At 65.9% G+C, this 22,735-nt stretch carries 24 protein-coding genes; 9 read left to right on the forward strand and 15 right to left on the reverse strand.

Translation table 11 applies throughout. The features are described 5' to 3' along the window. Positions 1-129: 129 nt before the first annotated feature. The 4 genes from tsaD to AC6I9R_RS03080 are packed head-to-tail and all read left to right on the forward strand — an operon-like array spanning position 130 to position 2,818. The gene (gene tsaD / locus AC6I9R_RS03065; protein ID WP_461429104.1) at positions 130-1,194 is read left to right on the forward strand and encodes a tRNA (adenosine(37)-N6)-threonylcarbamoyltransferase complex transferase subunit TsaD; all 1,065 of its coding nucleotides are present in this window, start codon (positions 130-132) and stop codon (positions 1,192-1,194) included. Then, entirely contained in the window at positions 1,191-2,114 is a 924-nt protein-coding gene (locus tag AC6I9R_RS03070; protein WP_461429105.1) for an NAD(P)H-dependent glycerol-3-phosphate dehydrogenase, read from the forward strand. The genes tsaD and AC6I9R_RS03070 overlap by 4 nt, the downstream gene beginning before the upstream one ends. 18 nt (positions 2,115-2,132) lie before the next feature. Then, entirely contained in the window at positions 2,133-2,405 is a 273-nt protein-coding gene (locus AC6I9R_RS03075; protein WP_461429212.1) for a YciI family protein, read from the forward strand. Next, positions 2,405-2,818, forward strand: a complete 414-nt coding sequence (locus tag AC6I9R_RS03080; RefSeq protein WP_461429213.1) for an EVE domain-containing protein — start codon at positions 2,405-2,407, stop codon at positions 2,816-2,818. The genes AC6I9R_RS03075 and AC6I9R_RS03080 overlap by 1 nt, the downstream gene beginning before the upstream one ends. Positions 2,819-2,845: 27 nt before the next feature. Here AC6I9R_RS03080 and AC6I9R_RS03085 read toward each other — a convergent pair whose 3' ends face one another. The 6 genes from AC6I9R_RS03085 to ahcY form a co-directional block, all read right to left on the reverse strand. Continuing rightward, positions 2,846-3,268, reverse strand: a complete 423-nt coding sequence (locus AC6I9R_RS03085) for a DM13 domain-containing protein (RefSeq protein WP_461429106.1) — start codon at positions 3,266-3,268, stop codon at positions 2,846-2,848. 351 nt (positions 3,269-3,619) lie between these two features. Then, entirely contained in the window at positions 3,620-3,961 is a 342-nt protein-coding gene (locus AC6I9R_RS03090) for a DUF2853 family protein (protein ID WP_461429107.1), read from the reverse strand. Between the two features lie 212 nt (positions 3,962-4,173). Beyond that, on the reverse strand, positions 4,174-4,749 hold the full coding sequence (locus AC6I9R_RS03095) for an HD domain-containing protein (protein ID WP_461429214.1): 576 nt from the start codon (positions 4,747-4,749) through the stop codon (positions 4,174-4,176). Positions 4,750-4,772: 23 nt separating this feature from the next. Further along, positions 4,773-5,633: a phytanoyl-CoA dioxygenase family protein gene (locus AC6I9R_RS03100; protein WP_461429108.1), complete on the reverse strand. Its 861-nt coding sequence runs from the start codon at positions 5,631-5,633 to the stop codon at positions 4,773-4,775. 485 nt (positions 5,634-6,118) lie between these two features. Beyond that, the gene (locus AC6I9R_RS03105) at positions 6,119-6,781 is read right to left on the reverse strand and encodes a PRC-barrel domain-containing protein (RefSeq protein ID WP_461429109.1); all 663 of its coding nucleotides are present in this window, start codon (positions 6,779-6,781) and stop codon (positions 6,119-6,121) included. 225 nt (positions 6,782-7,006) lie between these two features. Beyond that, complete coding sequence (gene ahcY / locus AC6I9R_RS03110) at positions 7,007-8,392, reverse strand: adenosylhomocysteinase (RefSeq protein ID WP_461429110.1); 1,386 nt, start codon at positions 8,390-8,392, stop codon at positions 7,007-7,009. Between the two features lie 178 nt (positions 8,393-8,570). Here ahcY and AC6I9R_RS03115 point away from each other — a divergent pair, with 178 nt between their 5' ends. The 3 genes from AC6I9R_RS03115 (at position 8,571) to AC6I9R_RS03125 (ending at position 11,070) form a co-directional block, all read left to right on the forward strand. Beyond that, a complete protein-coding gene (locus AC6I9R_RS03115; protein WP_461429111.1) occupies positions 8,571-9,599 on the forward strand; it encodes a zinc-dependent alcohol dehydrogenase in 1,029 nt (342 codons plus the stop codon). Between the two features lie 398 nt (positions 9,600-9,997). Beyond that, positions 9,998-10,594: an HD domain-containing protein gene (locus AC6I9R_RS03120; protein WP_461429112.1), complete on the forward strand. Its 597-nt coding sequence runs from the start codon at positions 9,998-10,000 to the stop codon at positions 10,592-10,594. Beyond that, positions 10,591-11,070 carry a GNAT family N-acetyltransferase gene (locus AC6I9R_RS03125; protein WP_461429113.1) on the forward strand — a complete coding sequence of 160 codons (480 nt, stop codon included), beginning with the start codon at positions 10,591-10,593 and terminating at the stop codon, positions 11,068-11,070. The genes AC6I9R_RS03120 and AC6I9R_RS03125 overlap by 4 nt, the downstream gene beginning before the upstream one ends. A gap of 54 nt (positions 11,071-11,124) precedes the next feature. On the opposite strand, the gene AC6I9R_RS03130 is transcribed toward AC6I9R_RS03125, so the two are convergent. Then, complete coding sequence (locus AC6I9R_RS03130; RefSeq protein ID WP_497863059.1) at positions 11,125-11,361, reverse strand: hypothetical protein; 237 nt, start codon at positions 11,359-11,361, stop codon at positions 11,125-11,127. A 19-nt stretch (positions 11,362-11,380) separates the two neighbouring features. On the opposite strand from AC6I9R_RS03130, the gene AC6I9R_RS03135 reads away from it, so the two are divergent. Together AC6I9R_RS03135 and AC6I9R_RS03140 are read left to right on the forward strand one after the other, a co-directional pair. Then, on the forward strand, positions 11,381-12,289 hold the full coding sequence (locus AC6I9R_RS03135; protein WP_461429115.1) for a LysR family transcriptional regulator: 909 nt from the start codon (positions 11,381-11,383) through the stop codon (positions 12,287-12,289). Beyond that, positions 12,289-12,696 carry a hypothetical protein gene (locus AC6I9R_RS03140; RefSeq protein ID WP_461429116.1) on the forward strand — a complete coding sequence of 136 codons (408 nt, stop codon included), beginning with the start codon at positions 12,289-12,291 and terminating at the stop codon, positions 12,694-12,696. The genes AC6I9R_RS03135 and AC6I9R_RS03140 overlap by 1 nt, the downstream gene beginning before the upstream one ends. Positions 12,697-12,785: 89 nt before the next feature. On the opposite strand, the gene AC6I9R_RS03145 is transcribed toward AC6I9R_RS03140, so the two are convergent. From AC6I9R_RS03145 to tsaE, 8 genes are all read right to left on the reverse strand, one after another. Beyond that, entirely contained in the window at positions 12,786-13,136 is a 351-nt protein-coding gene (locus AC6I9R_RS03145; protein WP_461429117.1) for a hypothetical protein, read from the reverse strand. A gap of 14 nt (positions 13,137-13,150) precedes the next feature. Continuing rightward, a complete protein-coding gene (locus AC6I9R_RS03150; protein ID WP_461429118.1) occupies positions 13,151-13,711 on the reverse strand; it encodes an ActR/PrrA/RegA family redox response regulator transcription factor in 561 nt (186 codons plus the stop codon). Between the two features lie 153 nt (positions 13,712-13,864). Beyond that, positions 13,865-14,185, reverse strand: a complete 321-nt coding sequence (trxA, locus tag AC6I9R_RS03155; RefSeq protein WP_461429119.1) for a thioredoxin — start codon at positions 14,183-14,185, stop codon at positions 13,865-13,867. Between the two features lie 63 nt (positions 14,186-14,248). Then, positions 14,249-17,617: a double-strand break repair helicase AddA gene (addA, locus tag AC6I9R_RS03160; protein ID WP_461429120.1), complete on the reverse strand. Its 3,369-nt coding sequence runs from the start codon at positions 17,615-17,617 to the stop codon at positions 14,249-14,251. Further along, positions 17,610-20,573 (reverse strand): double-strand break repair protein AddB, encoded by a 2,964-nt coding sequence (gene addB / locus AC6I9R_RS03165; protein WP_461429121.1) that lies wholly within the window; start codon positions 20,571-20,573, stop codon positions 17,610-17,612. The genes addA and addB overlap by 8 nt, the downstream gene beginning before the upstream one ends. Further along, positions 20,563-21,240, reverse strand: coding sequence for a nucleotidyltransferase family protein (locus AC6I9R_RS03170; RefSeq protein WP_461429122.1), 678 nt, complete (start codon positions 21,238-21,240; stop codon positions 20,563-20,565). Before AC6I9R_RS03170 ends, addB begins: the two co-directional genes overlap by 11 nt. Further along, positions 21,237-22,163, reverse strand: a complete 927-nt coding sequence (locus tag AC6I9R_RS03175) for an aminoglycoside phosphotransferase family protein (RefSeq protein WP_461429123.1) — start codon at positions 22,161-22,163, stop codon at positions 21,237-21,239. The genes AC6I9R_RS03170 and AC6I9R_RS03175 overlap by 4 nt, the downstream gene beginning before the upstream one ends. Further along, positions 22,160-22,690, reverse strand: coding sequence for a tRNA (adenosine(37)-N6)-threonylcarbamoyltransferase complex ATPase subunit type 1 TsaE (tsaE, locus tag AC6I9R_RS03180; RefSeq protein WP_461429124.1), 531 nt, complete (start codon positions 22,688-22,690; stop codon positions 22,160-22,162). The genes AC6I9R_RS03175 and tsaE overlap by 4 nt, the downstream gene beginning before the upstream one ends. Positions 22,691-22,735: the final 45 nt, after the last annotated feature.

The raw sequence follows: 22,735 nt of genomic DNA on the forward strand, positions 1-22,735 counted from the left end.
CAACCCCGCGCTCAAGTAGCGAAGGGATAGCGCATAGAAGACCCCCGCGCTCAAGCAGCGAAGCGAGAGCGCGTAAAAAGCCCCCTCGCTCAAGCAGCGAAGCGGTAGCGCATAGACGAGAACACGCCCATGTCCCTGACGATCCTTGGCATCGAGAGCAGTTGCGACGACACGGCCGCCGCCGTCCTGCGCGGGTCGGGTGACGACGCGGCGATCCTGTCCAACGTCGTCTCCTCGCAAACAGACCTGCACGCAGCCTTCGGCGGCGTAGTGCCCGAGTTGGCCGCCCGCGCCCATGCCGAAACGCTGGATCTGGTGGTGGAAGAGGCGGTGGCCGTGGCAGGCATATCTCTGCGCGATGTGGATGCCATCGCCGTCACCGCCGGGCCGGGTTTGATTGGGGGTGTGTTGTCGGGGGTCATGGCCGCGAAGGGGTTGGCGATGGGCTTGGGAAAACCTCTGATCGGCGTGAACCACTTGGCGGGCCATGCCCTGACGCCCCGGCTGACGGATGATTTGGCATTTCCCTACCTGCTGTTGCTCGTTTCGGGTGGCCACTGTCAGTTCCTGCGCGTTGAAGGACCGGAGACGTTCATGCGCCTGGGCGGCACCATTGACGATGCGCCGGGTGAGGCCTTCGACAAGGTCGCGCGCCTTCTGGGCCTGCCCCAGCCCGGGGGGCCGTCGGTGGAACGCGCGGCGCGAGATGGGGATGCGGCGCGGTTCAAACTGCCGAAACCGCTGCTGGACCGCCCCGGATGCGACCTCAGCTTCTCGGGCCTGAAAACGGCGGTACTGCGGCTTCGGGACGGGTTGGTGGAGGCGAATGGCGGGTTGACCGAGCAAGACCGCGCCGACATTTGCGCCGCGTTCCAGGCGACCGTGGCCCAGGTCCTGGCCGAAAAATCGCGCCGCGCGCTGGCTTTGGGCGAGGTCACGGCCTTCGCCGTGGCCGGCGGCGTCGCCGCGAACCAGACCCTGCGCGCCGCTCTGGAAGACGTCACGGACCTGCCCTTCGCCGCACCGCCCCTGGCGCTTTGCACGGATAACGCCGCGATGATCGCCTACGCCGGGATGCTGGCGTTCGAGGGCGGGCGCGTGGACGGGATGGACCTGGTCGCCCGGCCCCGCTGGCCGCTGGATACGGCGGCGGCACCGATGATCGGCTCGGGCAAGAAGGGGGCCAAGGCATGAAGCTCGACGTGATCGGCGCGGGGGCCTTCGGAACGGGCCTCGCGATTGCCTACGCGCGGGCCGGGGTCGACGTGACCCTGTGGGCGCGGGATGCGGGCGCGCTGGATGGCGGGGAAAGCCCGCGGTTGCCGGGCCATGCATTGCCGCAGGGCGTGCGTGTGACGGGAGATCTGAGCGCCTGCCGGGCTGAGGTCGCCTTGATCGCGATCCCGACCCAAAGCATGGGGCGTTTTGCGCAAACCGCGCGGCTGAACGCGCGCGTCGCGGTGTCCTGCGCGAAGGGCATCGACCTCTCCTCGGGCCGTGGTCCCACGGCCCTCCTCGCAGGTGTCACGCCTTTTGTGGCGCAGCTCACCGGCCCCAGTTTCGCGGCAGATATTGCGCGGGGCCTGCCGACGGCGCTGACCATTGCCTGCGCCGATGCGGGCGAGGGCGCGGCGCTGCAAGACGCGCTCAGCACGCCATCGCTGCGGCTTTACCGGACGGAAGACGTGATCGGCGCCGAACTGGGTGGCGCCTTGAAGAACGTCATCGCCATCGCGGCGGGCGCGGTGATCGGCAAGGGCCTGGGTGACAGCGCACGCGCCGCGCTGATCGCACGCGGCTTTGCCGAGATGACGCGCTACGCCACCGCCAAGGGCGCGCTGCCGGAAACGCTCACGGGGCTCTCGGGCCTGGGGGATCTGGTGCTGACCTGCGGCTCCACCCAGTCGCGCAACTTTCGCTTTGGTCACGCGCTGGCGACGGGTGATACGCTCCCCGAAGGGACCACCGTGGAAGGCCTGCACACGGCGCGGCAACTGGCCGCCTCGCCCGAGGATACGCCGATTGCCGACACCATAGCGGCGCTGGCCGATGGCACCCTCGACATCGACGGCGCGCTCAGTCACCTTCTGTCTCGTCCCCTCAAACCGGAGTAACCGCCCATGCCCGAGAAAATGCTCTGCGCCCTGATCGCCACCGACAAACCCGGTCACCTGCAGACCCGCCTCGATAACCGCGACGCGCATCTGGCCTATGCGCGTGACAGCGGCAAGCTGGTCATGGCCGGGCCCTTCATCGACGACGAGGGCGCGATGTCCGGCACGCTTCTGGTGATCGAGGTCGAGACGATGCAAGAGGCCTACGATTTCGCCGGTAACGACCCCTACGCCAAGGCGGGCCTGTTCGAGAAGGTGCGGATCGAGCAATGGAAGAAGGTGATCGGCTGATGGCCTATTGGTTGTTCAAATCAGAACCCAACGTCTGGAGCTGGGACGATCAGGTCGCCAAGGGCGACGCGGGTGAGGAATGGGATGGTGTCCGCAATTACCAGGCCCGCAACTTCATGCGCGAGATGGCGGTGGGCGATCAGGGCTTCTTCTACCATTCGCAGAAAGAGAAATCCGTCGTCGGCATCGTGGAAGTCTGCGCCGAGGCGCATCCCGACAGCACCACCGCCGACGATCGCTGGGAATGTGTGGACATCAAGGCCGTAAAACCGCTGCCCACCCCCGTGACACTGGACACGATCAAGGGGACGGACAGCCTTGCGGATATGGTCCTGGTGAAGAACTCCCGCCTCTCGGTCCAACCCGTGACAGAGGCGGAGTGGAAGGTGGTCTGCGAACTGGGCGGGGTGTAGGGCGGGAATTATCCCGCCGTCCTTGCGCTACCGAAGCGACGCGGTGGCGAACAAGACGCTGAAATCCTCGCACCAGATCACCACGCTGCCGTAGGCGGTGGCATCCACGTTGGACGGGATCTCATAGGTCTGCGCGCCGCTGGCCGATTGCAGCGAGCCGAGCGAGACCCATTGGCTGGCCAGCACGGCAGCGGACGTGCCGGGCGCCTCATCGACGACCAGCCAAACCTCAAGGTCCGGGCCGGGCGTGACCGAGAATCCCTGGAACTGCAGCACTGTTCTGCCGTCAGAGGTCTGCGCCAGAACAGCCGTGCCCGCGCCCTGGTGGCGCGCGTCGGCATCCTGGAACTGGCCCGAGGCGACAGCGGTTGCGGTGGTCTGTGCTTGGGGGGCGGACGCGAAAGCGCCCAGGCCCGCGCAGAGGGCAAGGGTGGGAAGTAGAAGGCGCATGGGGGGTACTCCAAAGACTAAGGTTGGAGGCAGGCTACGCTTTGCCGATAGCCAAAAGCTATTCACATCTACGGCAAGACCCTGTGATGCGCTGCGCCGGTGGTACGGCTGATCGCGTACAAAAAAATGGGGGGTCCCGACCCCTCAGGACCCCCCATTCACCCACGCGTGGCCTCGCTCCACTCGTGTATCTGAATCTGGGTCCGCCGTGCTGGCCGGACGCCGCGTATGTAACGGCAAACCCTCGGGGGGCGCAAAGGAAATGCCCGCCGCATTTTAGTCAAAGGCTTCACGACAAAAGAAAAAGGCCCGCCCAATCTGGACGGACCTTTTCTTCAAGAGTTAGGCGGTTCAGCCGTAGACGCTCTCTTTGCCGAAATGCTTGGTCAGCATGTAGTAGACAACGGCGCGGTATTTGTTGCGCTCGGACTTGCCATAGGTCTCGATCACCGAATGGATGGCTTCCATCAGGTTCGGGCCGTCGGGCAGGCCCAGTTTCTTCATCAGGAAATTGGTCTTGACCGTCTCCAGCTCGGACGGCTGAGAGCCCGCCACCGTCGAGGCATCGGCGTTGTAAATCGCCGGGCCGCAGCCGATGGTCACCTTCTCAAGCAGCGCCATGTCCGGCTCCATCCCGCATTTGTTGCGCAGGTCGTCGGCATATTGTGCGATCAGTTCGTCACGTTTTCCCATTGGATTGTGGTCCCCCGTTGGTGGTTTTGTTTCTCGCACCTGACCGCTTGGGCCAAGCTTGGGCCGCACGTTAACCGCAGGGCGCGGGGGCGTGAAAGGAAAACTTGCGGGGACAACGATCCCGGCGCTCCCCTGCGTTTGTTAGGCAACAAGCCACCTGTGAATGGGGAGCGAGAGGCCCGCGCTTATGGCGCGACAAGCCCCTAGCGCGCCTACGGCGCGACCAGCCCCGAGACCTCGCCTTCCTTCACCACCGCAGGGTCATAAGCCTTGCGCGCGAACACCGCGCGGACCATCGGCTCAAAATGCGAAAGCGGCTGGCTGTCGTAGTCCGGGTCGAAACTCGCCTGATCCCAGCGCTCGCAGAAGGTGGCGCAGCTGTCGAAGCAGGGGTGATCGCGGTAGCGGTCGCGCGCGTTGGGGTCCCAGTTGTAGTGATGCGCGTAGTAGAGCATCTGGAAGATGCCATGGTGTTCCACTACCCAGGCCACGTCCCAACGCACGAAGGGGCGGATCACTTCCGCCGACATCCGGTCATGGTTCTGGGGCGCCAACCCATCGCCGATATCATGGAGCAGCGCGCCCACGATCCAGTCGATGTCCGCGCCGTCCCGCTCCGCCCGAGTGGCGCTTTGCACCGCGTGCTCCAACCGGGTGACGCGGTAGCCTTCCAGCGTGATGTGCTCTTGCCGTCGCAACTCTTCCAGCACCCGGTCGGCGGTCAACGCCAGGAACGGTTTCTCCAACCGCTCCAACAGCGCGTATTCTTCCTTTGTCCCGTCCTTCATCTGGGTGAAGCTGACCTTACCCGTCACAGCTCTGCCCCTTGATACATCGCCACGTCGCCCTCTGCCCCGGCCGCAAGTGCCACGGATTGCGCGGCCAGAACCTCTTCGTAAAGCGCCAGATCGCGGGCGTCGAACAGGCCCCTGGGTCCGGCAAGGTTGATCCATCCCTGCGCCGCGTCCTGGCCACGCACCAACATGGCGTAGTCGCGGTGCAGGCCCTGCCGCACCTCGGGCGTCACATAGCGGATCGCGCAGCCGATCCTGCGGTCGTCCGAGCGGTTGGGGGCAGAGGCATGGAAGCAGCGCCCATGGTGCAGCGACATTTCACCGGGCCGCAGCGGGCCGGGCACTGCCGCGCTCTCATCCACGCCTGCAATCTCCTGCCCGCGCGACAGCAGGTTGTCGTTCGAGAAGGTGTCCTTGTGGTCCACGATGGCGCCCGTGTGGCTGCCGGGGATGAACCGCATGCAGCCCGCCTCTACGCTCACATCCGAAAGCGCGACCCAGGCCGTGACCTCTTCATCGGTCTCGCCCATGCCCCAGTAGGTCAGGTCCTGATGCCAGCTGACCACCGTGCCGTCGCCGGGTTCCTTGATGAACAACTCCACCGACCAGACCAGCAGATTGGGGCCGAGCAGGCTTTCCACCGCATCCAGAATGGCCGGGGTCCGCGCCAGATTGGCCAGAAGCGGGATCACCAACTGTCCGTTGACCCGGAAGAACTGCTTCAGGTCATGCCCGCCCGCGCCCGCTGCGTGCTGCGCCTCCAGCGCCTCAACCGCTTGGCGTGTCGCGCGGGTTTCGGCCTCCGACAACACCGGCACGGGGTACACGACGCCGTCCCTCCCATAGGTGGCGACCTGCGACTGATCCAATCCTGCCATCTGAGCCTCCGCTTGCTGTACCGCCAGCAAAGCGCTGCCGGTGGCAGAGGTCTTTCCTGAAATCGACCGACGGAGTGTCGGTTTTTACCGATCCCGTTAACGTTTTCTCAACCCTGCCACAGGACAAAGCATGTCGGTTAACCGGTGCGGTGGGCTTTCAACCTGCCCGCACACCCCCGACGATGGTCTCTCGCCTGACCCCTCAGACCACCCCCACCCCCAATTCGGGCCGAACGGGTGCAGGATCACAGGCTCGGAACCGCGCATTTTTCCGGGCGTTTGGGGCACTTCACCCCGGGCGTCAGCGATTGTCGCATGACGCGGCGCCGCGTTCCCTTACAACTAGCATGCTCCACAAGCATTGCGCCCGAGCCTCCAGCCCCCGTCACGGGGGCCGTCAGACCGGGCGCTTCACGCAAGAACCCGGACATGTCGCCATGCCCGGGCCCCGTCCTTCGTGTAATCAACACGGAAAGCGCAAAGCGTTAGCCGATCACATAGTCACTCGGCAGCGCGTCCAGCTCGCTCTCGTCGATCTCGGGCATCGCTTCCAGCTCGGCCTCCGTATAGCCCTCGATGATCAGTTGGTTGTTGTCTTCGCTGACCGAAAAGGCGTCCAGCGGCAGGGCGACGGTGTATTCACCCAGGCCCAAGATACCCCCGATCCCGATCACGGCCTCATAGCCACCTTCGGCTTGAATGATGTAGTCGATCTCACCCACGTCGTTGTCCGAGGTTGTGTGCACATCCATGCCCACGATGTCGGCCACGGTCATGCCGCCCAAAGCGGTGGGCACGGCGGCTTCGTCCATGTCCATCGGCATGGCGGTGCCAGCGGTCAGCATGCTTTCAGTGGCCAGATCCGTCTGCGCGGAGGGCGCGTCGGTTTCACCCATGCCAGCGGTCATCTCAGCCTCGCCGTCCATGTCGATATCGCCCATCTCATCGGCGAATTCCTCGGCGGAACCGTCAAAGGCGGCGCCTGCCTCCATGTCGCCGTGCACCTCGCAGCCGGCGGGCATCGGCGCGCCCTCGGCCACCGTGCAGGCGCCCTCACCGGTCAGGCCGACCGAGCCGGATTGTGCGACGGCGGGGAAGGCCAGAGCCAGGGTTGCAACGGTGCTCAACAGAGTGGTTTTGAAGGTCATCATAAGTCTCCCGAATTTAGGATGCCGGACGTGTCCGGCGTATGAAGACCAAACCGCTTTCACCGCGATTCCGTTCCCTGAATTTTCGAGAAAATCATGATTTATCAATAGGGTGCGATAAGCCCGAAAAAGATAACGCCAAGATCGCGCCTTAGGTTCCCACAAAGAAACGCCGCCCGGGGGTCTCCCACGGGCGGCGCGATGTCTTGGGTCTGGGCCGGGGCCTCAGTAGCGGTAATGCTCGGGCTTGAAGGGGCCGTCCTGGGGCACGCCGATGTAGTCGGCTTGCTCTTTGTCCAGCTGGGTCAGCTTCACGCCGATCTTCGCCAGGTGCAGGCGGGCCACTTTCTCGTCCAGCTTCTTGGGCAGGATGTAGACCTGGTTCTCATACTCATCGCCGCGCAGCCACAGCTCCATCTGCGCCAGCACCTGGTTGGTGAAGGACGCGGACATCACAAAGGACGGGTGACCAGTGGCATTGCCGAGGTTCAGCAGACGACCTTCCGAGAGCAGGATCAAGCGATGCCCGTTGGGCATCTCGATCATGTCCACCTGCTCTTTGATATTGGTCCACTTGTGGTTCTTGAGCGCAGCGACCTGAATCTCATTGTCGAAGTGGCCGATGTTGCCCACGATCGCCATGTCCTTCATCTCGCGCATATGCTCGATGCGGATGACGTCCTTGTTGCCGGTGGTGGTGATGAAGACGTCGGCGTCCGCCACAACATCTTCCAGCAGCACAACCTCGAACCCGTCCATGGCGGCCTGCAGCGCGCAGATCGGATCGGCTTCGGTCACCTTCACGCGGGCACCGGCACCGGCCAGCGACGCGGCAGAGCCTTTGCCCACATCGCCGTAGCCCATCACGACAGCAACCTTGCCGGCCATCATCGTGTCGGTGGCGCGGCGGATGCCGTCGACCAGAGACTCCTTACAGCCATACTTGTTGTCGAACTTCGACTTGGTCACAGAGTCATTGACGTTGATCGCCGGGAACGGCAGCTGGCCGTTCTTCTGCAGGTCGTACAGACGGTGCACACCAGTGGTTGTCTCCTCGGACACACCAACGATCTGCTCTTTCATCTTGGTGAACCAACCGGGGGACGCCGCCATGCGCTTGGCGATCTGCGCCTTGATCGCGACTTCTTCCTCGGATCCTGGCACCGGGATGATCTCTTCCCCGGCTTCCGCGCGGGCACCCAACAGGATGTACAAAGTCGCGTCGCCGCCATCGTCGAGGATCAGGTTCGGGCCGTCTTCAAACAGGAACGACTTGTCCAGGTAATCCCAATGCTCTTCGAGCGACTGCCCCTTGATCGCGAACACAGGCACGCCCGCCTGGGCAATCGCCGCCGCCGCATGATCCTGGGTCGAGAAGATGTTGCACGAGGCCCAACGGACGTCCGCACCCAGTTCAACCAGCGTCTCGATCAGAACAGCCGTCTGGATCGTCATGTGGAGCGAGCCCACGATACGCGCACCCTTCAGGGGCTTTTCCGCACCATATTCCTCGCGCAGCGCCATCAGGCCCGGCATCTCGGTTTCGGCGATGTCCAATTCCTTGCGGCCGAACTCTGCCAGCGCGATATCCTTGACGATATAGTCGTCCATTTATTTGCCTCCTCGGGCGCGTAATTACATTTTGATCGCCACATAGCAGCACGATGCCAAGCGGGCAATGCTGCGATTGCAAAGGCGTCGCGGCGTCGTGCTCGATCTGATCCATGTCAACAAACTGCCATCTAAGTCGTGCAACAATCGTTGCAACTTCAACGAAAGGAGACCCCGCATGAGCCTGCCTAAAACCATGAAAGCTGCCGTCGTTCCCGGTCTCGGCCAACCGCTTGATATCCGCGAGGTGCCGGTGCCGGAAATCGGCCCCGGTCAGGTCCTGATGCGAGTCCGCGCGTCGGGCGTGTGCCACACCGATCTGCACGCCGCGATGGGGGATTGGCCCGTGAAACCGACCGCCCCCTTCATCCCCGGCCATGAGGGCGTGGGAGAGGTCGCAGCCCTCGGCGCCGGTGTCACTCACCTCAAGGAAGGCGACCGGATCGGCGCGCCTTGGCTGCATACCGCCTGTGGCCGGTGTGAGCATTGCGTCGGCGGGTGGGAAACGCTGTGCCCGGATCAGCAGATGACCGGCTACACCGTCAATGGCGGCTACGCGGAATACGTCGCCTGCGATGCGAACTACGTGGGGCAACTCCCCGACCGGCTGGATTTCGGCGCCGCCGCGCCGCTCCTTTGCGCCGGTGTCACCGTCTACAAGGGCCTCAAAGAGCTGGAGCTGAAGCCCGGCGATTGGGTCGCAATCTCGGGCATCGGCGGCCTGGGTCACATGGCGGTGCAATACGCCAAGGCGATGGGCCTGCATGTCGTGGCTGTGGATGTACACCAGGACAAGCTAGACCTCGCCAAAACCCTCGGCGCGGACATGACCTTCCATGCGGTCGACCAGGATCCGGTGGCTGAACTGCAGACGATGATGGACGGCGTCCACGGGGTGCTTGTCACCGCCGTCTCCAACAGCGCCTTCAGCCAGGCCGTTGGCATGTTGCGGCGCAAGGGCTTCATGTCGCTCGTGGGCCTGCCGCCGGGCGATTTCCCGCTGCCCATCTTCGAGATCGTGCTCAAGCGGATCACCGTGCGCGGCTCCATCGTCGGCACCCGCAACGACCTGCGCGAAACCCTGGCCTTTGCCGATGACGGCGCGGTCGCGGCCCATTTCGCCTGGGACAAGCTGGAAAACATCAACGCGATCTTCGACAAGATGCGCGCAGGCCAGATCGATGGCCGCATCGTGATGGAAATCTGACGCCGCCACGGCACCAAGTAGGAACGAGAACGGGCCGCCCGGAAATCGGACGGCCCGCCATAGCCTAAAGCACGCTGTCTAAAACAGGTTGCGCCTACTTGGCGCCGCCGTCTTTGTCGTGGTCCGGCTTCACCGGGGCACCTTTGCCGGCGCCGTCTTTTTCATCTTTGGACATGGGAAAATCCTCCTAACTAATGCGTAATTGCGCAGCCATGCTACGTCTGAACCTGCAAATTTGCCTAGACCTTTTCTAAAATGCGCGGCGCTCCGCTTCATCTTGCCAGAAAAACTCCCCCCGGAGGGTCCGCCGTTTCAGGCTGCGCCCACGTCGACAATGAGGGCTGGTCCGCCGGACCACACTTGTTACAAACGCGTCATTGACGTTCGGAGCCCACCCCATGGCAAAATCTCAACCCCGCGCGTGGCAACGCATGCTCTCGGGCCGCAGGCTGGACCTGCTGGACCCGACGCCGATGGATATCGAGATCGAGGATATCGCCCACGGCCTCGCGTTCGTGGCGCGTTGGAACGGCCAGACCCAGGGGGATTTCGCCTATTCCGTGGCCGAGCATTCCATTCTCGTCGCCGATATCCATGCCCGTCTGGCCCCCAATGCGCCGTCGAAATGGCAGCTGGCAGCGCTTTTGCACGACGCCCCGGAATATGTGATTGGCGACATGATCTCGCCCGTCAAAGCCGCCGTGGGCCCGGATTACGGCGCGCTCGATGACCGCCTGGCCGCTGCCATCCACCTGCGCTTTGGCCTGCCCGCCGTCCTGCCGAAATCGGTGAAGACCACGATCAAACGGGCCGACAAGATCTCCGCCTGGCTGGAGGCCACGCAGCTGGCCGGGTTCGAGCCGCGCGAGGCTGACAAGTTCTTCGGCCACCCCGATGACAAGATCATCGACGGATTGCACCTGCACCTGCGCCCACCGTCCGAGGTTCGCAAAGACTTCACCGACCGCCACACCCATCTGATGAGCCAAGTATGATCATTCGCCCCGCCCACGACCTCGACGCCGGCGAGACGGCGGCACTGCTCAACGAAATCATCGCCATCGGCGGCACGACGGCGATCACCGGGCAGGTCAGCCGCGACGATATCCTGAAGTGGATGGCGCGCCCGAATGGCGCGTGGCACGTGGCCGAAACCGAAGAGGGAGAGATCCTGGGGTTTCAATACATCGCCCCGGGGGGCGATTACCTGCCGCCGGAAGCTGCTGAAATCGCGACCTTCGCCAAGCCCGGCAGGCAGGGCCTGGGCATTGGCTCGAAACTGTTCGAGGCCACGCGCCGGGTCGCCAAGGACATGGGCTACACGTGGATCAACGCCAATATCCGCGCCGATAACGAAAGCGGGCTGGCCTATTACCAGTCCCGCGGGTTCGAGGATTATGGCAAGATCGAGGGCTATCGGATGGCCGACGGGAGAGTTGTCGACAAGATCCTCAAGCGCCTCGATCTTTAGGGCAACCTGTCCGACAGGGACCGGTACGCAGGTTGCACGGGGCTGGTGTCAGACTTACATCATGCCGGTCTGGCGCAGCAGCCGGCGCCGCTCGGCGGCGTCACGCTCTTTCTGGGCCCGGGTGCGGTGGTCGAAGACATCCAGCGGGCGCGCAACGCTCCAGTTTTCACTGGTACGAACGGCGGTTTTCAGGGTTTTTGCAAGAATTCCGAACATCGTCTTTTCCTTTCCTAAGTGATGCCCCTTGATACCCCCTTGCGGCGCCTGTGCCGAATCCGCAATACTGACCACATGTTAGATCAGGTGACAGATGGATTGGCGTGACATCCCCTCCCTCTCGGCGCTGCGCGCGTTTGAGGCAGCCGCAAGGCTCGGGTCGCTCTCGGAAGCGGCGCGCGCGCTCAACGTGACCCATGCGGCCATCGCGGCCCATGTCCGCGCGCTGGAGGCCGAGTTTGGCCAGCCGCTTCTGCGCCGCGCGGGACGGGGCATGGTGCCGACGCTGGCCGGCGCCGAACTATCCCGTGACCTGGGCAATGGCTTTGCCGAGATCGCAGCGGGCGTGCGCGCCCTGAAACAAGGGCGCGAGGATCGGCCCGTGGTCCTGACCACCACGCCCAGTTTTGCTGAGAACTGGCTGATGCCCTGCCTCGCCGCCTTCTGGTCCGCCCATCCCGACGTGCCGCTGACCGTGCAGACCAGCCAGGACACGGTCGACCTGCGGCGCGAGGGTGTGGACCTTGCCATTCGCCACGGCACCGGGCCCTGGCCCGGCCTTGAGGGGATCGTGCTGACCCATGCCAAGATGGTCGTCGTCGGCCAGCCGGGCCGCTACGGGCCCAGTCCCAAGGACCTGCAAAGCCAAGAGGCATGGGACCGCGTGCTGACCCTGCCCTGGCTGCTGGACCAATCCCATTCGGAGTTCAACAAACGCCTCCTGCGCCTCGGTGTCGACCCGAACACTCTGACGGCCACGTCGCTTCAATCCAACGCGCTGTTGCTGCCCGCCTGCCGCGCGGGCGCGGGCGTTTCGGCGCAGCCCCACGCGCTGGTGGAAACCGACATCGCCGATGGCAGGTTGGAAGTGCTGGCCGAGGAGGTCGACACCGACTACGCCTATCACCTGCTGCATCTGCCAGGGCCGCTGTCGCGCCGCGCGCAAACCTTCGTCACCTGGTTGCGCCGCGACTCGCGCTGCATCGCCGGGGGGGCGTGCTGATGTCCCGCTACCACGGCTTCACCCGCGTCGCCGCCAGCTTTGACCCGATGGAGATTCGTATGGCGCTTGCGGCGCTGGAAGGCGCGGATTTCCTGGTGATCGCGCCGGGGCTGGAGACGACGTCAACCCTGCCGATGAACGCCCTGGCGTTCGGCCCGCTGGAGATCTACGTGGTCGACCGCCAATATGACGACGCCGTCGCCCTGCTGGAGGCGATCGCCCGGGGCACTGTCATTCCCCACGACCAGCGAGATCTGATCGAAGACCCGGAAGATGACGTCGCACCGCCGCGCAAAAGCTGGTTGTCGAACCTCTTTGGCTTCCTGCTGGCGGGCGTATCCTCGCCCCTCAAAGGCCTGTCGGTGGAACGTCGCAAACGCGACAAAAGCGTTCCGCCAAAAACCTGAGCCACGGCTTTTGGGGAAGCGCTGTGCAAGGTTTGATCGGTGCACGCGCCCCGCCTCTATCTGATGTCTCTGGTCAAAGGCGGGACGCTTTAGACGGGGCTGATGGGCGTGCAGCTTAACCCTTGCGTGCCCGCGCCCGTCGCGGATTGCGCAAGGTCCGGCGTGCTCCATCCGACGAAATCATCATCGCGGAACACCAGAAGCGGGCCGTCCTGCCAGCGGTAGGCGGCGCGGCGGCTGTCATCGCAGGGCAGTGGCGTCGGCGCGCTGCCTTGCAGGCGGGTCATCGTCTCGATCACACCGGCACGGTCGCGGCCAAAGTCGATGCGTTGCCCGGTGCCGACCGCTTCAATCCCGCCCGTGTCGAAACGGATCGATACGACCGGGCCCGGCGCAACCGGCGCGGGGCCGATGCTTACGCAGCCGGTCAGAAGGATCACAAGGGCAAGCGCCCTCACCGAGGCGAGCGCTTTGCGAGGATGCGCTGCAGCGTGCGGCGGTGCATGTTCAGCCGCCGCGCCGTTTCGGACACGTTGCGATCACAGAGCTCATAGACGCGCTGGATATGCTCCCACCGGACGCGATCTGCGGACATCGGGTTTTCGGGCGGGGGCGGCATTTCCTCTTCCTCGGCCAGCAGCGCCGAGGTGATGTCATTGGCGTCGGCGGGCTTGGACAGGTAATCCGTCGCGCCCATCTTGACCGCCGCCACCGCCGTCGCAATCGCGCCGTAGCCTGTCAGCACCACGATCCGCGCGTCAGGCCGCTTCTCGCGCAGGGTCTCCACCACGTCCAGGCCGTTGCCATCCTCCAGCCGCAGATCGACGACGGCATAGGCGGGGGGCCGGGCCGTGGCGATCGCCGTGCCCGCCGCTACAGAGCCTGCGGCCTCAACCTCGAACCCGCGTTTTTCCATCGCACGCTCCAGGCGGCGCAGAAACGGCTCATCATCGTCGATGATCAGCAGGGACTTATCCTGCCCGATGTCTCGGAGGTTGCGGTCGGTCGTGGCCATGGCGTCGTCTCCCGTGCGGTCTAGCCTAAGTTATAGGAACAAAAGGGATTTGGTCAAACCGTCGCAGATGAAACAATCGGCATTCTGCAATGAAAACGGGCGCCGCCGACAAGAAATCGGGGCGCCCGTCCAAATCGTCGGTGGAAACGGGCCTTAGACGGCCTCGTCGATCCACTTTTGCAGCGCCGCCTTGGGGGCTGCGCCGACCTTGTTGGAAACGACCTCGCCGCCGTTGAACATGAACAACGCCGGGATGCCGCGCACGCCCAATTGCATCGGCGTGGAGCCGTTTTCATCCACGTTCAGCTTCACGATTTTCACGCGGCCCGCGTATTCGTCCGAAAGCTCTTCCAGCGCCGGGCCGATCTGCTTGCAGGGGCCGCACCATTCGGCCCAGAAATCGACGACAACGGGAATGTCGGACTGCATCACTTCGGATTCAAACGTCGCGTCGGTAACAGCGGTGGTTGCCATGGGTCAGGCCCTCCAGGGTGGCGTTATGTCGGGGGCAGAACCTATGGACGCGGGATGGGGGCGTCAAGCAGTGGTTGCGCGTTTCAGCGCGCCAGACACGAGATCGTGTGGCAGTTCCATCAATGTGGCGCTGCGCGACCACAGGATTGCGGTGGTGATATCGCGGTCGGGATAGATCGCTTGCAGGATCTCGGCATAGGCGCCCATCTGGCGCAAAACACCTTCGGGCGTGTCTTGCGGCGTGGCAGGGACGGTGGCGTTGGTCTTGAAATCCACGGCGGTGACGCGGGTGGGTGTGACGATCAGCCGGTCGATGATGCCGATCACATCGGCCTGCAACGTGTTGGAATGCCCGGTGATCTCGACCTCCGCCAGGGACGCCTCGGTAAACAGCGGCGCCAGATCCGGCGCTGTCAGCACGGCCGTGGCCTCTTCCAGCATCGGGGCGAGAACCTCGGGCGACACATCGGCCTCCAGCGCCGCGATGCCAGGGGCGGCAGAGGGCCAGGCGGGCTTGGGCAGGCGCGGCAGATGTTCCAACAGAAGGTGGGTGATCGTGCCGCGCTGCATCGCCGTGGCAGTGTCATCGCCCACGCCCGGCAAGGCCTTTGCGCCGCCAAGATCCGACGGATTGCGCGCGGGCTGGTCCTTGACCGGCGCGGGCGCGGGGGTGGTGGCGTAGGTGGGCAGAGCGGCCCGCGCCGTGTCGGCATCGCTGGGTTTCGTGCCGTCCGGCCAATCGCCCGTTTGCAAGCGCCGCCCAGTGTCGTCCAGGCCCGCCACGGTCAACGGCTGCGCGCCCATCCCCGCCATCGCGTCTTCGACCACCTTGTACCAAGATGCGTCGTCGGCACTGCCCAACTGCCCCGAAGCGGCGATGATCAGCCAGCTTTCGGCCCGGGTCAGCGCCACGTAAAGCAGGCGGTTCGCCTCTTCCGCCTCGCGCTGTTTCTTGGCCTCGGCGGCCTCCAACACTGCGTTGGTCTCGTCGCCCTTTCCAGGTGCCCAGACAAGCGGTGCGCCCTCGGGCTGCAACAGTTTGACCGAGCCGCCACGGCTGTAATGCTGCGCGCAATCGGGCAGGATCACCACGGGGGCCTCCAGCCCTTTTGCACCGTGAACGGTCATCACGCGGATCTGGCCGGTGGCCTGGGACAGGTCGCGTTTCACCTGCACATCGCCCGAGTCGAGCCAGCCCACGAAGCCCGTCAGCGAGGGCACCTCCGTTGCCTCATAGGCCAGCGCCTGGGCAAGCATCGCGTCGACGGCGTCCTCGGCCTCTGCCCCCAACCGCGCGATCAGGCGCCGCCGCCCGTCATGGCGGATCAGGGCGCGTTCCAAGAGGTCGTAGGGTTTGAGGAAGTCCGCCTGATCGCGCAGGTCTTTCAGGATCGCGTGGGCCTCGGCGAAATCTTCGGCCCGGTCGCGCAGGGCAGACCACAGGAACCCGGGGCGGCCGAGGGCCAGGTCATAAAGCTGCGCCTCCGACAGCCCGCACAGCGGCGAGCGGAGCACGCAGGCCAGCGATAGATCATCCTCGGGCGTGGCGAGGAAGCGGCACAGGGCCATCAGGTCCTTCACCGCCAGCGGCGAGGTCAATTGCGAGCGGTCGACGCCCGCGACGGGCAGGTTGGTCCGCTTCAACTCTGCGATGATCTTGTGAAACAGCGGCGAGCGAGAGCGCACGAGGATCAGGATATCGCCCGCCGTCAAGGCGCGCGCCTTGCCCTCCACCTCGATCATCGGCGGCTGCGCGATCATCGCGCCGATCTGGTCGGCCAGGGTTTGGGCGAGGATGGCAGAATGGTGGTCCTCGCTGACGATATCTTGTGGATCGTCCCAGGCGGGCTTGGTGGTCTTCTCGCCCTGCGGGATATGCGGCCAGAGGTCCACACGCCCCGGCTTGGTGTCGAAAAACGCTTTGTGTTCAATGCGTTCGCCCAATCCGGGCGCGCCAAGGCCTGCTGCCACACGATCCACCAGCGCCAAAATGGGCTCGGCCGAGCGGAAGGAATGGATCAGGGCGGCGTCCTGGAACGGCGCTTCGATCTCGGCCAGCCGAGCCATGAAATGCGCCCGCATCCGGTCGAATTCCGAGGGATCCGCGCCCTGGAACGAATAGATCGATTGCTTCTTGTCGCCGACCACGAAGATCGTGCGCTGCACGTCCGGGCGCGCGCCCTCTCCGGCGGCGAAATCCTCGGCCAGGCGCTGCACGATGTCCCATTGGCGCGGCGCGGTGTCCTGCGCCTCATCGACCAGAATATGGTCGATGCCGCCATCCAGCCGGAACAGCACCCATTGCGCCACCTTGCTGTCGGACAGAAGCGCGCGGGTCTTGTCGATCAGATCATCAAAGTCGAGCCAGCCCCGCGCCTCCTTTGCCTGGGCGTAAGCCGGCAGGAAGCGGGCGGCGAACTGGTGCAGGGCGTGGGTCTTGCGAGCCGTCTCCAGCCCGGTGCGCAGCGCGCGCGCCTCGGCCACACGCTCCGCCAGATCGTTCAGCGCCTCTGCCGCGCCGCCCATGGCTTTGCGGACTTTGGCGTTGGCTATGCCGTCGATCTTGGGCCCGTAGGGTGTTTTGGCCGTCGGCCCGAACAGGAACATCCGCTCCAGCTCTTTCAATGTGTCAGGCGTCGGCGCCTCCAGATCCAGCGCCGCCAGATCATCGCCCAGTTTCACGTGGGTCTTGGTGCCGGGGTCGAGGTTCGAGCGCAGGAGGTGAAACAGATCCGCCTCATCCCCGGTGAGCACGGCGGCGAAAATATCACCCTCCGCAAGGCCCGGATAAATCCCCGCGAAATCGCAGATCGCGTCCCAATCGGCGGGCGGCGTCAGGGCCTCGGCGCGGCCTGCCACCGCGCGGGCCAGCGCGATGATGCTGTCGTCGCCCGACAGGTACGGCGCCACGAAATCGAGCGCGGTGCGGCCCGCTTCCGTCTCGGCCAGATCGTCCAGCAGATCGGAAAGCAGCCGCGCCTGCACGCGCTCGTCAATCTCGGTGAAGGCGGGGCTTACGCGGGCCTCCAGCGGGAAGCGCCGCAGGACGGAGGCGCAGAACGAGTGGATCGTCTGGATCTTCAGCCCGCCCGGCGCCTCGATCGCGCGGGCAAAAAGCGTGCGCGCGCGGTTCAACAGGTCTGGGTCCAGGCGCGAAACCGGTACACCAATCGCGGTCAAGGTCTCGCCCAGGCCCGCGTCGCCTTTCATCGCCCAGGCGCCGAGGCGCGAGAACAGGCGGTTCTGCATCTCCATCGCCGCGGCCTTGGTGTAGGTCAGGCAGAGGATGCGCTCGGGCGGGACGCCGTCCAGCAACAGCCGCGCCACGCGGTCGGTCAACACGCGGGTCTTGCCCGAGCCCGCATTGGCCCCCAGCCAGGTCGAGGTGGCGGGATCGGCGGCGGTGGTCTGGGCGCGGGTGGCGTCATCCATGGGGTGGCTCCCCGACCGGGATTACCAGCGCGTCCATCGTCTCGTCCCATTCCCCCAACCGCGCGAGGTGATCGTAATCGCCCGCGTAAGTCGTCTGCTTCGGCGAACGGCGCGAGGTGAAGCCAACCGCGCCCTGGCGATAGTGCCGGATCAACTCGTGTAGACCGGCCAGCGTCTCGTCCAGCAGCGCGCCGTCAAAGTCCTGCACCCGCACCTCGGGCTTGGTGCCCAGGCCCACATAGGCCAGCCGCGCGACGTCCAGCGGACGTTCCGCAAAAGCACCACCGCGGCCCATTAAAGCAAGCAATAACAGCTGCTTGTTATAGGCAATCTCGACCTTGTCGGTGGGCAGATTGCCGGTCTTATAGTCGTAGATCGCCACGCGCCCGTCGGGCAGTTCGTCGATCCGGTCCGCGATGCCCGAGAGCGTGAGGGACAGGCCCGGAACCTCCCACTGCTTGCGTTCCTCCAGCACCCAGGGCTCCGCCAGATCGCGGAAACCGGCCTCTTGCGTCAGATACCACGGGAGGAGCTTTTGCAGGCGGTTGCGCCAGAGGTGGCGGGCGGCGGGCCAGGGGGCCTCGTCCGAGAGGATGGCCTCGGCGATCTGCATGAATTGCGCGGCCGCGTCGGGGGGCAGGTCCACGGGCGTGGCCTTGATGAACCGCTCCAGGATCTTGTGGATCACGTTGCCGCGCAGGCGCGCGTCGGGGCTGGCGCGCAGGGGATCGAGGGCGCGCAGGTTCAGCATGCGGGCGGCGTAGATGGCGTAGGGGTCGCGGATCAGACGCTCCACATCCGTAACCGACATCGCGGTGAGGCGGGCGATGTTTTGGGGCGCGGGGGCGGGGCGCGGGGCGGGATCAACGGCCTTGTCGGGCGTGGTCAGCGTCTCGGCCAGCGCCAGCCACGCGTCGCCGCGTTGGCGCATGTCGTCGATCGCCTGTGCCGCCTCAGCACTGGCCCCGCCCAGAAGGTTCACCAGCCGGTTCAGCCAGCGGGCGGGCACGGTATCGGTCTCATCATCGCGCTTGGCGCGCGACAGCCAGACCTCACCGCCCGCGATGCCTTGCTGAAAATCATGCGCCGAGAGGCCGATGACCCGGTCCGGCAGGCGCAGCCCCGCTTGCGCCCGCAGGGGGCGGTTCAGCCAGGGGTCTGCGCTGGCGGCTTGCGGCCAAGTTCCCTCATTCAGGCCCGCGAGGATGGTGACGTCCGCGCCTTGAACGCGGGCCTCCTGCGTGCCCCATATCAGCACATCGGCATGGGGGCGCAGGGCGAAGCGGACCTCTCGGTCATGGGCGAGCGCGGCGAAGAAATCCGCGTAGTCGCGCGCGGACATCGCGCCGCCGGAAGGTGCATCTTCCGCCAGATTGGTAAGCAGTTTGACCGCCGCCGCGCCGGGCTCCTTGTCGTAGAGCTCTCCCGATCCCTCCTGATCCGCACCCGCCGCCAGCGCATCGGCGCGGGTTTTGTGCAGGGCGAGGCGCTCGGCCAGGGGCATCGGCGCGCGGTCCACGGGGTCCAGCAAAAACGTGGCAATCCAGGCGGCCCAGGCAGGCGCACCATCATCGTCCTTGCGCTCCCCGGCCCATTCGGCCAATGCCGCGCGGGTGGGAAAGGCGAGGCCTTTGCGCAGGACCTGAAGCTCCAGGTCCTGGGTCCGAAGTTGATGCGTGCCGCGATCCGCGCCGGAATGGCACAGCGGGTGTTTCAACAGCGCGACCATCGCCTCTGACGTCACGGGGGCGCACATCGCCTCGGCCACCTGTCGCAGGAAACGACCCGGCGCGGTCTGGGCCAGGACATCCCCGGCGCTGTCGTCGGGCTTGATCCGCCAGCGGTCGAGCTGCGCGGTGACCTTGCGCGCCAGCCGCCTGTCGGGCGTGACCAGCGCAACCCGCTGACCGTCGTCAACGGCCCGGCGCATGCGCAGGGCGATGGCCGTCGCCTCCATCTGCGGCGAGGGCGCCTCCATCAGGGTCACGCCTGCCATGGCGCCGGTCAAATCGCGCAGCTTTGGCCCTTCCGTCCGCCATTGATTGGTGACGGGCGCGGGCCGCAGGGCGAGGGACACCACCGCGTTGCGGGCCGGAACGGCGGGCGCGGCGGGGCCCCAAAGCGGCACCTGCGCCGGGTCGAGGTCCATGGCGTCGAGCAGTTTGGCGAGGCGAAACTGCGGGTGGTCTTCCCCGGCCAATCCGCTGCGTCGCCCGTCCAGAAGGCCGCGCCAAATGGCGGCTGGCATGTCGCGGTCGATGCCGGGCAGGATCACCGCGCCCTGGGGCAGGCGGGCGACCGCCTCCATCAGCCGAAACGTCGCGCGCCGCGACCCGGTGGAGCCTGCGACGATCACCGGATGGGCGGGCGGGGTGTTGCGCCACTCGGCGATCAACCGGTCCACGACCATCGCTTGCCGCGCCTCCGGCGTCGGCTTGTCGCCCGCCGCAATGACCTGCTGCGCGATGTCCAGGAAGTCGCGCGCGCGGGTCCAGTGATCAGAGTGATCGCCCATGTCGAGGGACGCGATATCCTCGGGCGAGACGCCTTCCTCCACCATTTCGCCCATGAAATCGGCGAGGCTGTCAGCGAGGTCATAGAGCGCCGCGCGCGGGGCGAGATCGGGGTTGGTGTCGATCAGCTTGGCGATCAGTTGCGCCAGCTTTAGCCGCAGGGCGAGGGGGGATATCGCAGGCGGCAGCCCCTCCAGATCCGCGGTTTCGGCCAGGGAAAGGACGGGTCGGATGCGAGGCAAAAGGCCGGGGCCGCGTTGGGTGTAGAGCGCCTGCAGGCGGCGCTGCATCCGGGCGTTGGCGACGTGGATTTCGACCCGCGCCAGGGCCTCTGGCCCCTGACCGTCGAGCGCTTGGGCGAGCCCGTCGATGAGCGATGCGCAGAAGTCGACGCCAAGGGGCGTCGCGAAGACACGGGCGTGGGGGCTGGGGTCAAACAGCATGGAGCATATCCTCGGCGATGCGGATGCCCTCGGGGTGGCCGACGTCGGCCCAACGGCCTTGATGGACCAGGCCGAAAAGCCTCCCCTGGGCCGCGTAATCCTGCCAGATATCGCGCAGCGAGAAGACGTCGCGCGGGTCGTTCACGCAAGGCGCAGGGTCCAGGATCTGCGCGCCGGTGTAGACGTAGGTGTCGGCGGATTTGTCAAAGGTCAGCCGCCCGTTCGGGGCCATCGCGAAATCGCCGCCGCCGATGCGCCCGATGGCCTGCGCGCGCGGGGTGAGGAGCAGCAGCGCCCCCATCTTGGCCGGGTCAAAGGCCGCTTGCAGTTGCGGGACCGGGGCGGTGCCTGTCCAGACGTTGTCGGCGTTGAGCGTGGCCATGGGGCCCTTGAGCCCCTGGGCGGCCCGTTTTACCGCCCCGCCGGAATCGAGGATCTTTGGTTGTTCATGCTGGATGGTGATGCCCCGCCCCGCCAGATGCTGTGCGATCTGGTCGGCGTGGAAATGGGCGTTCACGGTGATCGGGCCAGCGCCCTCTGCAGCGTCCAGCGCGTGATCGAGCAGCGTTTGCCCGGCCACGTCGATCAGCGGTTTTGGCCGGTCCGCCGTCAGCGCGCCCATGCGGGTGCCGAACCCGGCGGCGAGGATCAGGCAGGGCAAGCTCATGGGGTGGTCCAATGGGCGGTGCGGGCAAGCAGCTCGGCCACCGGCGGTTGCAGGGTTGGCAACGCCCCGGCGGCGCGAGAGATCAGCCTGCGGGTGCGGGGCAGGAAGGCGGCGTATGCGGGTTTGCCGAAATCGGTCGAGAGGCGGCGAAAGATGCCGAGGATGCGCAGGTTGCGCTGCAGCGACAGGGTGGCGATGCGCGCGGGGGTGCTGTGGGTGGCGATCAGCTCGACGCGCCAGGCCTCCGGCACCTCGCGACGCGGGTCGTCGAGAAGCGAGGCCAGGTCGTAGCCGTCCGGCAGCAGCAGCGCGTCCTGGAAATCCAGCAGGCCGACGCGGGCGTGGCCTGCGCGGTCCGGCAACCACAGCAGGTTCTCGGCGTGGACATCGCGGAGCGACAGGACCGGGGGGCCGGGGGCGTGGGTGCTGAGCGCCTCGGCCAGGTTCCCCAGGGTGTCAGCGCGCAGGGCGTCACTTTCGGGGATGAAATCGAAGGTGAGCGCAATCATCTGCGCCATCTCGGCGGGGCTGGGTGCGGCGAGGCCTTCGGACGGATGCGCCTTCAGGCCCGCGAGCAGTTCGGCCGTCGCCCCGTAGGCCTTATGCGCCGTCGCGGGGTCTTGTTCCAGCAGGCGGGCGAGCATCAGATCACCCAGATCTTCCATCAAGATCAGACCTTTGGCGGGGTCGGCGGCGTATTCCTCGGGCGCAGAGAGGTCCAGGCCCCGCAAGTGCGCGCGGATCGTGCGGAAGGCGCCAAAGCTGGTGCGGTCGGCGGCTGTCGCCATCGGCGCATCCATCAGGATCGCGGTGCGCTCGCCGAGGCTGAGCCGCGTGTAGCGCCGTTTGGAGGCGTCCCCGGCCAGCGGTGTGGCCACCGCGTCGGCCCACCCGGCGGCCTTCAGAAAACTGCCATGGCTCATGGGTGCAGCACCGCCAGAAGACGTGCGGCCAGCGGTGTTTCGGAGGCCGCATGGAGCGCGATGGTCCGTGTGTCATCGCCGTGGCGCGAGAGGTGCAAAAGCACCGCGCCGCCCGGCCAATCGGGGGCCAGACGGTCGGGCCATTCGATCAGGCAGATGGCATCGTCCAGCGCCTCGTCAAGGCCAAGCTCCTGGGCCTCAGACCCGTCGCTGAGCCGGTAGAGATCCGCGTGCCAAAGGGGGCCAGCCCCGGCCTCATAGGTTTGCACGAGGGTGAAGGTGGGGCTTGGAACAGGCTCATCGGGGCTATCCAGCGCCGCGCGGATCAGGGCGCGGGCGAGGTGGGTTTTGCCGGCCCCAAGCGCGCCGGACAGGAGCAGCGTGTCGCCCGGGCGCAGCACTGTCGCGAGCCGCGCAGCGAGGGCATCCGTCGCCTCGGGCGTGGGCAGGGCGCGCGTGGTCAGCTGCGGCCAATCGGGCAGCTGGGGGGCATCGGTTTCGGGCAAGGGGATCATGGGCTGCGTCATCGGTCGGCAGCCTAGACGGGATCGTTGGGGAATTGAATCGAAACC

The sequence above is a fragment of the Gymnodinialimonas sp. genome (genome assembly GCF_059726805.1).

Bases quoted from the DNA above. Each gene is read 5' to 3' on its own strand.
- tsaE (WP_461429124.1), bottom strand. From the start codon at position 22,690: ATGACGCAGCCCATGATCCCCTTGCCCGAAACCGATGCCCCCCAGCTG.
- AC6I9R_RS03075 (WP_461429212.1), top strand. From the start codon at position 2,133: ATGCTCTGCGCCCTGATCGCCACCGACAAACCCGGTCACCTGCAGACC.
- AC6I9R_RS03080 (WP_461429213.1), top strand. From the start codon at position 2,405: ATGGCCTATTGGTTGTTCAAATCAGAACCCAACGTCTGGAGCTGGGAC.
- AC6I9R_RS03100 (WP_461429108.1), bottom strand. From the start codon at position 5,633: ATGGCAGGATTGGATCAGTCGCAGGTCGCCACCTATGGGAGGGACGGC.
- AC6I9R_RS03085 (WP_461429106.1), bottom strand. From the start codon at position 3,268: ATGCGCCTTCTACTTCCCACCCTTGCCCTCTGCGCGGGCCTGGGCGCT.
- addB (WP_461429121.1), bottom strand. From the start codon at position 20,573: ATGCTGTTTGACCCCAGCCCCCACGCCCGTGTCTTCGCGACGCCCCTT.
- AC6I9R_RS03120 (WP_461429112.1), top strand. From the start codon at position 9,998: ATGGCAAAATCTCAACCCCGCGCGTGGCAACGCATGCTCTCGGGCCGC.
- AC6I9R_RS03070 (WP_461429105.1), top strand. From the start codon at position 1,191: ATGAAGCTCGACGTGATCGGCGCGGGGGCCTTCGGAACGGGCCTCGCG.
- AC6I9R_RS03140 (WP_461429116.1), top strand. From the start codon at position 12,289: ATGTCCCGCTACCACGGCTTCACCCGCGTCGCCGCCAGCTTTGACCCG.
- AC6I9R_RS03150 (WP_461429118.1), bottom strand. From the start codon at position 13,711: ATGGCCACGACCGACCGCAACCTCCGAGACATCGGGCAGGATAAGTCC.
- AC6I9R_RS03095 (WP_461429214.1), bottom strand. From the start codon at position 4,749: ATGAAGGACGGGACAAAGGAAGAATACGCGCTGTTGGAGCGGTTGGAG.
- ahcY (WP_461429110.1), bottom strand. From the start codon at position 8,392: ATGGACGACTATATCGTCAAGGATATCGCGCTGGCAGAGTTCGGCCGC.
- AC6I9R_RS03135 (WP_461429115.1), top strand. From the start codon at position 11,381: ATGGATTGGCGTGACATCCCCTCCCTCTCGGCGCTGCGCGCGTTTGAG.
- tsaD (WP_461429104.1), top strand. From the start codon at position 130: ATGTCCCTGACGATCCTTGGCATCGAGAGCAGTTGCGACGACACGGCC.
- AC6I9R_RS03170 (WP_461429122.1), bottom strand. From the start codon at position 21,240: ATGAGCTTGCCCTGCCTGATCCTCGCCGCCGGGTTCGGCACCCGCATG.
- AC6I9R_RS03115 (WP_461429111.1), top strand. From the start codon at position 8,571: ATGAGCCTGCCTAAAACCATGAAAGCTGCCGTCGTTCCCGGTCTCGGC.
- AC6I9R_RS03175 (WP_461429123.1), bottom strand. From the start codon at position 22,163: ATGAGCCATGGCAGTTTTCTGAAGGCCGCCGGGTGGGCCGACGCGGTG.
- AC6I9R_RS03090 (WP_461429107.1), bottom strand. From the start codon at position 3,961: ATGGGAAAACGTGACGAACTGATCGCACAATATGCCGACGACCTGCGC.
- addA (WP_461429120.1), bottom strand. From the start codon at position 17,617: ATGGATGACGCCACCCGCGCCCAGACCACCGCCGCCGATCCCGCCACC.
- trxA (WP_461429119.1), bottom strand. From the start codon at position 14,185: ATGGCAACCACCGCTGTTACCGACGCGACGTTTGAATCCGAAGTGATG.
- AC6I9R_RS03125 (WP_461429113.1), top strand. From the start codon at position 10,591: ATGATCATTCGCCCCGCCCACGACCTCGACGCCGGCGAGACGGCGGCA.
- AC6I9R_RS03105 (WP_461429109.1), bottom strand. From the start codon at position 6,781: ATGACCTTCAAAACCACTCTGTTGAGCACCGTTGCAACCCTGGCTCTG.